The organism is Marivita lacus (genome assembly GCF_014637725.1).
Lineage (GTDB): Bacteria > Pseudomonadota > Alphaproteobacteria > Rhodobacterales > Rhodobacteraceae > Marivita > Marivita lacus.
This window is the reverse complement of record NZ_BMFC01000002.1, coordinates 196849-209495: the sequence shown is the minus strand read 5'-3', so window position 1 is coordinate 209495 and position 12647 is coordinate 196849. Positions and strand designations below refer to the sequence as shown.

The 12647-nt window shown below is 61.2% G+C and carries 14 protein-coding genes; all 14 read right to left on the bottom strand.

Features of this window, described 5'->3' with window-relative positions; all coding sequences use genetic code 11:
- Positions 1-11: 11 nt before the first annotated feature.
- A complete protein-coding gene (locus tag IEV82_RS05690) occupies positions 12-1556 on the bottom strand; it encodes an NADH-quinone oxidoreductase subunit M (RefSeq protein WP_188481006.1) in 1545 nt (514 codons plus the stop codon).
- Positions 1556-3628, bottom strand: a complete 2073-nt coding sequence (gene nuoL / locus IEV82_RS05685) for an NADH-quinone oxidoreductase subunit L (protein WP_188481005.1) — start codon at positions 3626-3628, stop codon at positions 1556-1558. The genes IEV82_RS05690 and nuoL overlap by 1 nt, the downstream gene beginning before the upstream one ends.
- A gap of 5 nt (positions 3629-3633) precedes the next feature.
- Complete coding sequence (nuoK, locus tag IEV82_RS05680; RefSeq protein ID WP_072777106.1) at positions 3634-3939, bottom strand: NADH-quinone oxidoreductase subunit NuoK; 306 nt, start codon at positions 3937-3939, stop codon at positions 3634-3636.
- A gap of 72 nt (positions 3940-4011) precedes the next feature.
- Complete coding sequence (locus tag IEV82_RS05675) at positions 4012-4614, bottom strand: NADH-quinone oxidoreductase subunit J (protein WP_188481004.1); 603 nt, start codon at positions 4612-4614, stop codon at positions 4012-4014.
- The gene (locus IEV82_RS05670; protein ID WP_188481003.1) at positions 4611-5021 is read right to left on the bottom strand and encodes a carboxymuconolactone decarboxylase family protein; all 411 of its coding nucleotides are present in this window, start codon (positions 5019-5021) and stop codon (positions 4611-4613) included. Before IEV82_RS05670 ends, IEV82_RS05675 begins: the two co-directional genes overlap by 4 nt.
- A complete protein-coding gene (gene nuoI / locus IEV82_RS05665) occupies positions 5018-5512 on the bottom strand; it encodes an NADH-quinone oxidoreductase subunit NuoI (RefSeq protein ID WP_188481002.1) in 495 nt (164 codons plus the stop codon). Before nuoI ends, IEV82_RS05670 begins: the two co-directional genes overlap by 4 nt.
- Positions 5513-5523: 11 nt before the next feature.
- Positions 5524-6552 (bottom strand): NADH-quinone oxidoreductase subunit NuoH, encoded by a 1029-nt coding sequence (gene nuoH, locus IEV82_RS05660; protein ID WP_188481001.1) that lies wholly within the window; start codon positions 6550-6552, stop codon positions 5524-5526.
- A gap of 7 nt (positions 6553-6559) precedes the next feature.
- Entirely contained in the window at positions 6560-6955 is a 396-nt protein-coding gene (locus IEV82_RS05655; RefSeq protein ID WP_188481000.1) for a YNQ4 family lipoprotein, read from the bottom strand.
- Between the two features lie 14 nt (positions 6956-6969).
- Positions 6970-8994 (bottom strand): NADH-quinone oxidoreductase subunit NuoG, encoded by a 2025-nt coding sequence (gene nuoG / locus IEV82_RS05650; protein ID WP_188480999.1) that lies wholly within the window; start codon positions 8992-8994, stop codon positions 6970-6972.
- Positions 8995-9190: 196 nt separating this feature from the next.
- Positions 9191-9586: a DUF5333 domain-containing protein gene (locus IEV82_RS05645; protein WP_188480998.1), complete on the bottom strand. Its 396-nt coding sequence runs from the start codon at positions 9584-9586 to the stop codon at positions 9191-9193.
- Between the two features lie 101 nt (positions 9587-9687).
- Entirely contained in the window at positions 9688-10020 is a 333-nt protein-coding gene (locus IEV82_RS05640) for a hypothetical protein (RefSeq protein WP_188480997.1), read from the bottom strand.
- 173 nt (positions 10021-10193) lie between these two features.
- Positions 10194-11492: an NADH-quinone oxidoreductase subunit NuoF gene (gene nuoF, locus IEV82_RS05635; RefSeq protein WP_188480996.1), complete on the bottom strand. Its 1299-nt coding sequence runs from the start codon at positions 11490-11492 to the stop codon at positions 10194-10196.
- Between the two features lie 3 nt (positions 11493-11495).
- Positions 11496-11714, bottom strand: coding sequence for a DUF5337 domain-containing protein (locus tag IEV82_RS05630; RefSeq protein WP_188480995.1), 219 nt, complete (start codon positions 11712-11714; stop codon positions 11496-11498).
- A gap of 19 nt (positions 11715-11733) precedes the next feature.
- Positions 11734-12642 (bottom strand): helix-hairpin-helix domain-containing protein, encoded by a 909-nt coding sequence (locus IEV82_RS05625; RefSeq protein WP_188480994.1) that lies wholly within the window; start codon positions 12640-12642, stop codon positions 11734-11736.
- Positions 12643-12647 lie beyond the last annotated feature (5 nt).

The following is a 12647-nucleotide window of genomic DNA, read 5'->3' as shown; positions in this document are numbered from 1 at the left end:
GCCTCGCCCCCTTATTGGTTCGCCGCGACTTGGACAGCGGCATCCGCCGCCGCAAGCGCGACTTGATAATTGGAAACAAGCGCCTCGACCGACGGCCCGATCGTGTCGAGGATCGGGGCCGGGTAGACACCAAAGAGGATCGTCACCACCACCAGCGGCGCAAAGATCGCGCGTTCGCGGCGGGTCATGTCCTTGATGGTCTTCAGGCTTTCCTTGATCAGATCGCCCATCACCACCCGGCGGTAAAGCCAGAGCGCATAGGCTGCCGACAGGATCACACCAGATGTGGCGATGGCCGCGATCCATGTGTTGACCTGGAAGATGCCCACCAGCGTCAGGAATTCCCCGACAAAGCCCGATGTGCCCGGCAGGCCGACATTGGCCATTGTGAACAGCATGAAGATCAGCGCATAGGCCGGCATCCGGTTCACAAGGCCGCCATAGGCGTCAATCTCGCGGGTGTGCATCCGGTCATAGATCACGCCGACACACAGGAAGAGTGCGCCAGAGATGAAGCCGTGGCTGATCATCTGGAAGATCGCACCGTCGATCCCCTGCTGGTTGGCTGCGAAAATACCCATGGTCACGTAACCCATATGGGCGACCGACGAATAGGCGATGAGCTTTTTCATGTCTTCCTGCACCAGCGCCACCAGCGAGGTATAGACGATGGCGATGGCCGACATCCACAGCACCAGCGGCGTCAGCAGATCCGCGCCCACGGGGAACATCGGAAGGCTGAACCGCAGGAAACCGTAGCCCCCCATCTTGAGCAGGATCGCCGCCAGAACCACCGACCCTGCGGTCGGTGCCTGCACGTGCGCGTCCGGCAACCAGGTGTGGACCGGCCACATCGGCATCTTGACCGCGAAGGAGGCGAAGAACGCGATGAACATCAGGGTCTGCAGACCGCCGACGATTTGCACCCCGAGGATCGAGAAGGTCTCGGACCCGAACTGGTGCACCAGCAATTGCTCGATATCGGTGGTGCCCGCATCCGAGAACATCGCCACCATCGCCACCAGCATCAGCACCGACCCGAGGAAGGTGTAGAGGAAGAACTTGAACGACGCGTAGATGCGGTTCTTGCCGCCCCAGATGCCGATGATCAGGAACATCGGGATCAGGCCCGCTTCGAAGAACAGGTAGAACAGTACGAGATCCAACGCCATGAACACGCCCAGCATGAGCGTCTCCAGCACCAGGAAGGCGATCATGTATTCCTTGACGCGGTGGCTCACATCCCAGCTTGCCGCGATGACAAGCGGCATCATGAAGGTGGTTAGCATGACGAACAGCACCGAAATCCCGTCGACACCCATCTTGTATTGCAGGCCCAGCAGCCACTCGGTCTCTTCGACCATCTGGAAGCCGGTGTTCTGCGGATCGAACTGGAACAGGATGAACAGCGAGATCAGGAAGGTCGCGCTGGTCGCGATCAGCGACAGCCACCTGGCGTTGCGGTTCGCCGCCTCGTCATCGCCGCGCAGGAAGACCAGCAGGATCAGTGCCGCCAGTGCAGGCAGGAACGTGACAATGGAAAGCAGGTTATCCATCAGTTTGCTCCTCCGCTCAGCGTCATCCAGGTGACAAGCGCGGCGATGCCGATCACCATGTAGAAGGCATAGGTAAATATGTAACCTGACTGCGCCTTGCCGGCGAGCCGCGTCAGCATCGGGATAAAGCCCATGGCCACGCCATTGAGCGACCCGTCGATGACATTGCCATCACCGCGCTTCCACAGCAGACGGCCCAGACCCTTGGCAGGCTGCACGAACAGGAAGTTGTAGATCTCGTCGAAATACCACTTGTTCAGCAGGAACTCGTAAAGCGGGCGCTGGTTTTCGGCCAGCCGCTTGGGCAGCGACCGATCGCGGATATAAAACATCCACGCCGTGCCAAACCCGATCAGCATCGCGATGAACGGGCTGAGTTTCACCCATGTCGGCACATAATGCGCCTCGTGTAGGATGGTGTTCTCGGGCGCCATGTAGATCGCTGCCTCACCGGGAGCGCTTTCCATCACGTAATTCAACTCGGACGCGTTCGGGCTGCGCTCGGCCACCTGTTCGACCAGTTCGGCCGTCGGTTCGCCATAGGCACCGCCAAAGAACGATACGACCTCGTTCACCTTGCCAAAGAAGCTCGAATACCAGATCGCACCGGCAAAGATCGACCCGATGCTCAGCACACCCAGCGGGATCAGCATGATCATCGGCGACTCGTGCGCGTGCTCATGCGTGTGCTTGTCGCCGCGCGGCTTGCCGTAGAAGGTCAGGAACATGAGCCGCCAGCTATAGAAGCTGGTGAACAGCGCCGCGATGACCAGCATCCAGAAGGCGTAGCCCATCGGGCCAGCGGCATAGGCCGACTCAATGACCGCATCCTTTGAGGCGAATCCGGCAAAACCGATCCAGCCCGTCAGCGGGATACCCACACCGGTGATGGCCAGTGTTCCGATCATCATCGCCCAGAACGTATAGGGGATTTTCTTGCGCAGACCGCCATAGTTCCGCATGTCCTGCTCGTGATGCATGGCGTGGATCACCGATCCGGCACCAAGGAACAGCATCGCTTTGAAGAAAGCGTGGGTGAGCAGGTGGAACATCGCCACCGAATAGACGCCGACGCCCGCGGCGACGAACATGTAACCCAACTGTGACATGGTCGAATAGGCGATCACGCGCTTGATGTCGTTCTGAACCAGACCGATGGTCGCCGCGACAAAGGCCGTGCTGGCCCCGAGGAAAGTGACGAAGGCCATCGCTTCGGGCGCAAATTCCATCACCGGCGACATGCGGCAGATCAGGAACACACCCGCCGTCACCATGGTCGCCGCGTGGATCAGCGCCGACACCGGCGTCGGGCCTTCCATCGCGTCAGGCAACCATGTGTGCAGGAACAATTGCGCCGATTTCCCCATTGCGCCAATGAAAAGCAGAAATGCGATCAAATTGGCCGCGTTCCATTCAGTCCAGAGGAAGGTCAGCTGCGTTTCCGCCAGCGTGGGTGCGGCGGCAAAGATGTCGTCGAAACGCACGCTGTCCACAAGGAAGAACAGAGCGAAAATGCCAAGTGCAAAGCCGAAGTCGCCAACCCGGTTGACGACGAACGCCTTGATCGCGGCAGCATTGGCCGAGGGCTTGCGGTAGTAGAACCCGATCAGCAGGTAGGACGCGACGCCCACGCCTTCCCAGCCAAAGAACATCTGAACAAGGTTGTCGGACGTCACCAGCATCAGCATGGCGAAGGTGAAAAACGACAGGTAGGCAAAGAACCGCGGCTTGTAGACCTCGCCCTCGCGCCACTGCGGGTCGTGATCCATGTAGCCGAAGCTATACAGATGCACGAGCGCCGACACGGTCGTGACAACGATCAGCATGATCGCGGTCAGACGGTCCAGACGAATGGCCCATTCGGTGCTGAGAGTGCCAGACTCGATCCAGCGCAGGATGTCGATGGTCTCGGTCACGCCATCATGGGTCAGGAAGACGATCCACGAGAGCACGCAGGCAAAGAACAAAAGGCCCGTGGCCACCCATTGCGCAGCGGTCTCGCCGATGAATTTCCAGCCAAACCCACAAAGGATCGAGCCGACAAGCGGGGAAAACAGGATGAGCGTTTCCATGATCGTCAGCCCTTCATCACGTTGACGTCTTCAACCGCGATGGACCCACGGTTGCGGAAGAAACAGACGAGGATAGCAAGCCCGATGGCTGCTTCGGCCGCCGCGACGGTCAGTACGAACAGGGTGAACACCTGCCCCACCAGATCGCCAAGGAAGCTCGAGAACGCGACCAAGTTGATGTTCACCGCCAAGAGCATCAGTTCGATGCTCATCAGCAGGATGATCACGTTCTTGCGGTTCAGGAACAGCCCGAAAATCCCGATCACGAACAGCACCGCTGCCACTGTCAGGTAATGCTCAAGTCCTATCATCACGTCCCTCCGGGGTGTGCCCCGTCGTTTGTCTTTTTCACAGCGTCCCGAACCATGTCCGGAGCGTATCTCTTACAAGCCCTGTCCCGGCTTCACATCTTTCAGTTCCATCGCCTTGGCCGGATCGCGGTACATCTGCGCCAGCACGTTCTGGCGTTTGATGTCGGTTCTCTGGCGCAGCGTCAGAACAATCGCGCCGATCATCGCCACGAGCAGGATCAGGCCGGCAAGCTGGAACAGCAGGAAATACTGGTCATAAAGGATCATGCCCAGGGCTTCGGTGTTGTGCCGGTCCACCGGAATCACCTGCGCGCGCAGACCTTCGGCCGCCGCGTTGCTTTCCCACGCGCCAAAGGCAATCGCGAACTGCATCAGGATGATGACGCCAAAAAGCAGGGCCAGCGGCATGTAGCGCGCCATTTCGGCCTTCAATTCCGAGAAGTCGACGTCGAGCATCATCACGACGAACAGGAACAGCACCGCCACCGCGCCCACGTAGACGATGATGAGAAGCATCGCCACGAATTCGGCCCCCAGAAGCACGAACAACCCGGCAGACGACAGGAAGGCAAGGATCAGCCACAGCACCGAATGAACCGGGCTCCGGCTGATCACCGTCAAGAGCCCGCCGGCAATCGTCGAAATCGCGAAGAGATAGAAGGCAAAGACACTCATGTCTCGTCATCCTTTTTGTCGTCTTCCATGACATCGCGCGCCAATTCCATCGCGCGGGTCATGGCTGGAATACCGGCGAACATCGACATCTGGGCGATGGTTTCGGCAATCTCGTCCTTCGTGGCGCCCGCTTCGATGCCGTGGCGCACTGTCATGCGCAGTTGCGTGTCTGCCTGCGCGCCCTGCATCGTCAGGCCCGCCAGTGTCAAAAGAAGCCGAGTCTTGGCATCCAGACCGTTCTTGCTGATCCCCTTGCCGAACCACATCTCCATGGCGTCTTTCGGCATGGTCGGCCACATCTTTTCGAAGCCCTTGGGATCGAATGACGACAGCGACGGGTTGAAGGCCTTGGCCATCTCCTGGGCTTGCTGCATCATCAGCTCGAAGGGGGTTTTCGCATCGCTCATCGGTACGGCGCGTCCAGCTCGAGGTTGCGCGCGATCTCGGCTTCCCAGCGGTCGCCGTTGTCCAAGAGCTTGGCCTTGTCGTAATACAGCTCTTCGCGCGTTTCTGTCGAAAACTCGAAATTCGGGCCTTCGACAATCGCATCGACCGGGCACGCCTCCTGGCAGAAGCCGCAATAGATGCACTTTGTCATGTCGATGTCATAGCGCGTGGTGCGGCGCGATCCGTCATCGCGGGGTTCCGCATCGATCGTGATCGCCTGCGCCGGGCAGATCGCCTCGCAGAGCTTGCACGCGATGCAGCGTTCCTCGCCATTGGGATAGCGGCGCAGCGCGTGTTCACCGCGGAACCGCGGGGACAGTGGGCCTTTTTCATGCGGGTAGTTGATCGTCGCCTTGGGGGCAAAGAAATACTTCAGGCCAAGCTTCATGCCTTGGTAAAAGTCCTGCAAAAGGAAGTACTTGGCGGCGCGTGCATAGTCGATCTGCGTCATCGTTGCTCTCCTTATACCCAGCGCGCAAATGCGCCCCAGAACCAGTCGAATTTCGCCGCAAAGGCCACGAAGACCACCCAGACGAGGCTGAACGGCAGGAACACCTTCCAGCCGAGACGCATCAACTGGTCGTAGCGGTAGCGGGGCGTGATCGCCTTAACCATGGCAAACAGGAAGAAGAAGAACGCCATCTTGCCGACCATCCACAGCGCGCCATCGGGCAGACCCGGAATGGGCGACAGCCAGCCGCCGAAGAACAGCAGCGACATCAGCGCACACATCAGGAAGATCGCGATATATTCCCCTGCCATGAACAGCAGGAACGGCGTGGACGAGTATTCAACCTGGTAGCCCGCCACCAGTTCGGATTCCGCTTCGGGAAGATCAAAAGGCGGACGGTTGGTTTCGGCCAGCGCCGAGATGAAGAACAGGAACACCATCGGGAAATGCGGCAGCCAGTACCAGTTGAAGAACCCGAAATCGCCATCCTGCGCCCGCACGATATCGCCGAAATTCAGCGATCCCGTCGAGATGATGATGCCGATGATAACCAGACCCAGCGACACCTCGTAGGAAATCATCTGCGCCGCCGACCGCAGCGAGCCGAGGAACGGGTATTTCGAGTTCGACGCCCATCCGCCCATGATGACGCCGTACACCTCGAGCGACGAGATCGCGAAGACGTACAGGATGGCCACGTTGATGTCTGCAAGCACCCAGGTATCGTTGAACGGGATCACCGCCCAGAGCATCATCGCCAGCACAAACGACGTCAGCGGCGCCAGCATGAACACCGGCTTGTCGGCACCCGCAGGCACCACCACTTCCTTGACGACATATTTCAACGCGTCGGCCACCGTCTGCAGCAGGCCGTAGGCCCCCACGACGTTGGGTCCGCGCCGCATCTGGACAGCCGCCCAGATTTTCCGGTCGCCATAGACGAGGAAGAGAAGGCTGATCATCACGAAACCCAGTACGGCAAGGCACTGTGCCACGATGATCACGCCGATCCCGGCAGTTGTGGTAAAGAAGTCAGCCATCACGTCCTCAAACCATCGGTATTCCGTTTTCAACGCAGGAGGCGGTCACGACTTCGGCGTCGATGGTCCGCACCCCACGGGGCAGCGCCGGCGAGATGGTGTAAACCGCATCTCCTCGCCAGAGGCCAGCCTCTTCGTCGACATTCGTGCGCAAATGCCGCGCAAATCCATAGCCCCGGATCAGGGCATATTGCGCCGCTGCACATTCGGCATAATCTTCAACATCCGTGGCCGCGCGCGCCCCGCGCATCGTCACATCGAACTTGACCAGGTCCCCGTCCAGAAGCGTGGTTTCGACGCCCTGATACTCAGGTGCGAACCGCGTGACCTCGGGTTCCGCGGCATCACAGCCGGACAAGCCGCCCAGCATCACCACCAGCGCAACAGGTGTTATCACCGCCATGTGGCGCACCCTGCTCACTCCGCCGCGATCTTGGTGTCCTTGCGGGCGCGGGCGCCCGCTGACAGTTCCGCCATCAGGACACTGGCCCGTGCGATCGGGTTGGTCAGGTAGAAATCCTGCAGGGCGTTGCGGAAATCCGCATCCCCCAGCTCGCCGGTCGGCTCTGCCCGCCACTCGTTTTCCGGCACCGTGTCGATCTGCGCGAGATGCGGCACGTCCTTGACCAGCGCCTGACGCAGCTGCGCCAGGCTGTCAAAGGGCAGTGTCGCACCAAGCTCCGCCGAAAGCGCCCGCAGGATCGCCCAGTTTTCCTTGGCCTCACCCGGCGCAAAGCTGGCGCGCAGCGCCACTTGCGGACGGCCTTCGGTGTTGACGAACAGGCCCTGCTCCTCGGTATAGGCGGCGCCCGGCAGGATGATGTCGGCACGATGTGCGCCCCGGTCGCCATGGCTGCCCTGATAGATCACAAAGGCACCCTTCGCGATCTCGACCTCGTCGGACCCCAGATTGTAGATCACCTCGGCCCCGTCGATGGCGCTGTCCATGCCGCCTTCGGTGGTGCAACCCGCATCCATCGCGCCAACGCGGGCAGCGGCGGTGTGCAGCACCATGAACCCTGCGCCCGAAATCTCGGCCATCTTCTGCGCCGCCGCCAGAACTGCCGCGCCATCGGACTCACGCAGGGCACCCTGCCCGACGATCACGATGGTGTTCTTTTCATCACGTGTCTCTTCCGACACACCCTTGTCGATCATCGCCTGCAATGCAGAGCGCCCTTTGCCAGCGTGGTGATACTCATACGTCAGGTCAACCGGCTCCCCGATCACGGCAACCTGTGCTCCCGCAGCCCAGGCCTTGCGGATGCGCGCATTCAGCACCGGTGCCTCATCGCGCGGGTTGGTGCCGATCAGCAGGATCATGTCCGCCGCGTCGATATCCTCGATCGCCGCGGTGCCGACATAGCCCGACCGGTTGCCCGCAGGCAGTTTCGCGCCATCGGTGCGACATTCGACATGGCCACCCTGACCTTCGATCAACGTTTTCAGCGCATAGGCCGCCTCGGTCGGGACGAGATCGCCCACGAGACCGGCCAGCTTCTTGCCCTTCATCGCCTCGGCGGCCTTGGTCAGCGCTTCGGGCCAGTTGGCCGGGCGCAGCTTGCCGTTTTCGCGCACATAGGGCCGGTCCAGACGCTGACGACGCAGCCCGTCCCAGACAAAGCGCGTCTTGTCGGAAATCCATTCCTCGTTCACGCCGTCATGGTTGCGCGGCAGGAACCGCATGACTTCACGACCCTTGGTGTCGACGCGGATGTTGCTGCCCAAAGCGTCCATCACGTCGATGGATTCGGTCTTGGTCAGCTCCCACGGACGGGCGGTAAAGGCATAGGGTTTCGAGACCAGCGCGCCCACCGGGCACAGGTCGATGATGTTGCCCTGCAGGTTGCTGTCCAGCGTTTCGCCCAGATAGGACGTGATCTCGCTGTCCTCGCCCCGGCCGGTCTGGCCCATCTGGCTGATGCCCGCCACCTCGGTGGTGAAGCGCACGCAGCGGGTGCAGGAAATGCAGCGCGTCATGTGGGTTTCGACCAGCGGGCCAAGGTCCAGATCCTCGACCGCGCGCTTGGGTTCGCGGAAGCGGCTGAAATCGACGCCGTAAGCCATCGCCTGGTCCTGCAGGTCGCATTCACCGCCCTGATCGCAGATCGGGCAATCGAGCGGGTGGTTGATGAGCAGGAACTCCATCACCCCCTCGCGGGCCTTCTTGACCATCGGAGAGTTGGTCTTGACCACGGGCGGTTCGCCATCCTTGCCGGGACGCAGATCCTTGACCTGCATCGCGCAGCTTGCGGCGGGCTTGGGCGGGCCACCGACCACTTCGACAAGACACATCCGGCAATTGCCCGCGATGGACAAACGTTCGTGGTAGCAGAAACGCGGCACTTCGATCCCGGCTTGTTCACAAGCCTGAATCAGCGTCATCGCGCCTTCTACCTCAACTTCGTTTCCATCAATGATGATCTTGCGCAAGTCAGACATGCCCGAGCCCTTTGTTCCCATTCGGCTGGCGCAGTCGATGCCGTGGCAATCCGGCGATCGGCTGACGTCGCCCGCCTTCTAACGTGGCTCAAACCAATAGGCCAGATGTTCAGGCAAAAAGATGCGGGAAATATCGACGCGGCATGCTGAATGCTGCACCTGCACAAAAACCCTGATTTTCCGTGCCGCACGCCGCTTATCTGAGCAATTGGCCGATCTGGCTTTGCGACTGGATCTGCGACTGGCCAAAGCGGCAGAGCGCAGGAATGTCGTTCGGCGGCACGCCGTTGGCCTGCAGGAATTGTTCGGCCTTGTCCTTCATCCGGTCTTTTTCCGACTTCGACGTGACATAGGCCTCGACCTCTTCCGCGGTATAGCCGCGGTCACGCGCGACCGCTTTCAGCCGGTTCAGTTCCGTATAGGCGCGGATCAGGCGTGCATCGATGGCGTCACAGGATTTGCGGATCGCATCGGCGATGGCCACGGCCATCAAGCCGTTGTCGATCTCGGCCACCTCGCGCAAGGGGGGCTTGGCAGAGGCCGCCCCTGCAAAGGACAGCGTCATGATCAACAGGGCCGTCAGAATCCGCATGGTCTCACCTGGTTGGGTCTGGAGTGAATATGGGGGCGACGACCAGGGCTATTCAATAACGTGGCGCAAGTCTTTGGCAAATTCGTCGCGTTTTCGGCGCTTTACGGCTCGACGCAGCGCCCGGTCAGAACCACCCTGTTGTCGGTCACGACCAGCTCTGCATCCGGCACATCGGGGCCATTGACCCATGCCGCATCCGAGGTGCCCAGATAGGCGATGCAATGCTGAACCACCTGGTATTGCGCGGCCTGCTTGGCTCCTTCGAGGCTGACAGAGGCCGGGCCGCCGGATGCGACAAACGCGGCGCGATCCCCGCGCTCGGACCGCAGGTCACCCTCAAAGCGCGCACCTTCGAAAGTCACGATATCACGCTCGTTCTGGCCACAGGCAGCCAGCAGGCACAGACCCGACGCAAAGACCCAACCTGATTTCATGGAGACACCTCATGGAATTTCTTGGCCGCACCATGCGCTTGGATGCGTCGCGCATGCAAGCCCCGAGACCGGTTTCCGCCCGCTTGAAACGGAAAAAGGCGCGTCATCGCGCCTCGATCCAATGCCGTTCGACCGGCCTCCCCTGCGGCTCGCAAGCCACGCGGGCAAGCCGCCTATTCCGCCGCCACCGCGCTCACACGACCCGTCTTCTGCGCCTTGATCCGGTCCTCGATCTCGTCGCGGAAGTTCTTGATCAGACCCTGGATCGGCCATGCCGCGGCATCGCCAAGCGCGCAGATGGTGTGCCCCTCGACCTGCTTGGTGACATCGAACAGCATGTCGATCTCCTCGACCTCGGCCTCGCCGCGCACCAGACGGTCCATGACGCGCATCATCCAGCCTGTGCCTTCGCGGCACGGCGTGCACTGGCCGCAGCTTTCATGCTTGTAGAATTTCGACAGCCGCCAGATCGCCTTGATGATGTCCGTGTCCTTGTCCATCACGATCACCGCCGCAGTGCCAAGGCCAGACCCCAGCTCACCGCGCAGGTAATCGAAATCCATGATGGCGTCTTTCATGTTCTCGCCGCGCACGCAGGGCACGGACGAGCCGCCGGGGATCACCGCCTTGAGGTTGTCCCAGCCGCCGCGAATGCCGCCACAATGCTTTTCGATCAGCTCTTCGAACGAGATCGACATCGCCTCTTCAACGACACACGGGTTGTTCACATGGCCCGAGATCGCAAACAGCTTGGTGCCCGCGTTGTTCTGACGTCCAAAGCTGGAAAACCATTCACCGCCCCGGCGCAGGATCGTCGGCACCACGGCAATGGATTCCACGTTGTTCACCGTGGTCGGGCAGCCATAAAGCCCCGCTCCCGCCGGGAACGGCGGCTTCATGCGCGGCATGCCCTTCTTGCCCTCGAGGCTTTCCAGAAGCGCGGTTTCCTCGCCGCAAATATAGGCACCGGCACCGTGATGCAGGTAGATGTCGAAATCCCAGCCTGACCCTGCCGCGTTCTTGCCCACCAGCCCGGCGTCATACGCCTCGTCGATGGCGCGCTGCAACGCCTCTTTCTCGCGGATGTATTCGCCACGGATGTAGATGTAGCAGGCATGCGCCTGCATCGCGAAGCTGGCGATCAGGCAACCTTCGACCAGCGTGTGCGGATCATGGCGCATGATCTCGCGGTCCTTGCAGGTGCCCGGCTCGGATTCGTCGGCATTCACCACAAGATAGCTGGGCCGCCCGTCGCTTTCCTTGGGCATGAACGACCACTTGAGACCCGTGGGAAAGCCCGCACCGCCCCGGCCCCGAAGACCAGACGCCTTCATCTCGTCGATGATCCAGTCGCGGCCCTTTTCGATAAGCTTGGCCGTGCCATCCCAATGGCCGCGCGCCTGCGCCCCCTTGAGGGTCCGGTCATGCATCCCGTAGATATTGGTAAAGATCCGGTCCTGATCGCTCAGCATTGCTCAATCCTTGTCAGCCTGGCGCGCACGCCAGAGTTGGTATGTCATCCAAAGTCCTGCTCCGAACCCCACCATGGCGGCGAGGTCGAACAGCGCCCGGATCCGCTGGCTCCAGCCATATTGGGATCCGATGGCGGTCACCAGAATCCAGAAAAGGCCAACGCCTGCGATGAACAGCGCGATGCGCCGCCCCTTGCGGGCCTCGTCTGAATCCCGGCTCATGGTCTGGTCTCAACCCCCGTCAGTACACGTCACCTTCGTCAACGCGCTTGGAGAATTCCGTTTCCCCGCCGGAGGCGAGAATTTTCGCCTGCTCGACCCAGTTGTCGCGGCTCACACGGCCCTTGAACCCCACAAGATTGGCATTCACCCATGCCACCTCGTCCGCGCTCCAGTTGGCGATCTGGTCGAAATGGTAAAAGCCCATCGAATGCAGGAGCTGTTCCAGCTTTGGACCCACACCCTTGATTTCCTTGAGGTTGTCGGGACCACCCTCGCGGGCTGCGGTCAGCGTCGCGGGCTTGGAGCCTTCCTCGGTGTCTTCTGCCTTGCCGTCGCCATCATAGTCGGGCGTCGCCTCGACTGCCGACGGGCCGGGCACGGTGGCTTTGCCGGGCTTGGGATCGTCCCCGCCCTCGTATTTCCATTCGCCCTTGCGCGCAGCCAACTCTTCCTGACCGGCCAGACGCGCCGAGGGCTTCACCTGCGCGCCCGCTTCGGCATCGGCGGTGGCAGTTGCGGTCTGCACATCGGGCAGAGAATCCGACCCGGGCGTGGTTGTGGCCGCTGCATCCTCGGCGGGCGTGGACCTTGTGGTCGTCGCCGTCGCGTTGGGAGCGGTTGCAGCAGAAACCGGCGCAGCGTTCGGTGCCTCGGCCTTGGGCGCCGAAGCCTTGGGTGCGGGCACGGACGTGCTGCGAGCACCCGATGTGTCGATGTTGCCCGGACCGCGCGCCTCGGGCATCTCACGGCAGAACAGCCAGCTGAATGCGAGGCCAAGCACCAGGAATGCGACGCCAGCCACGAAGATGGCCCCGAGGAGACCCCAGTCGCCGATGACAAGCAGCAGGACAAAGACAAGAAGCCCAGCCCCCGCAGCCATTGCCCATGATCCCAGCTGGCAGCCTATGCCAGTATTCTGTTGTTGCATGCGTA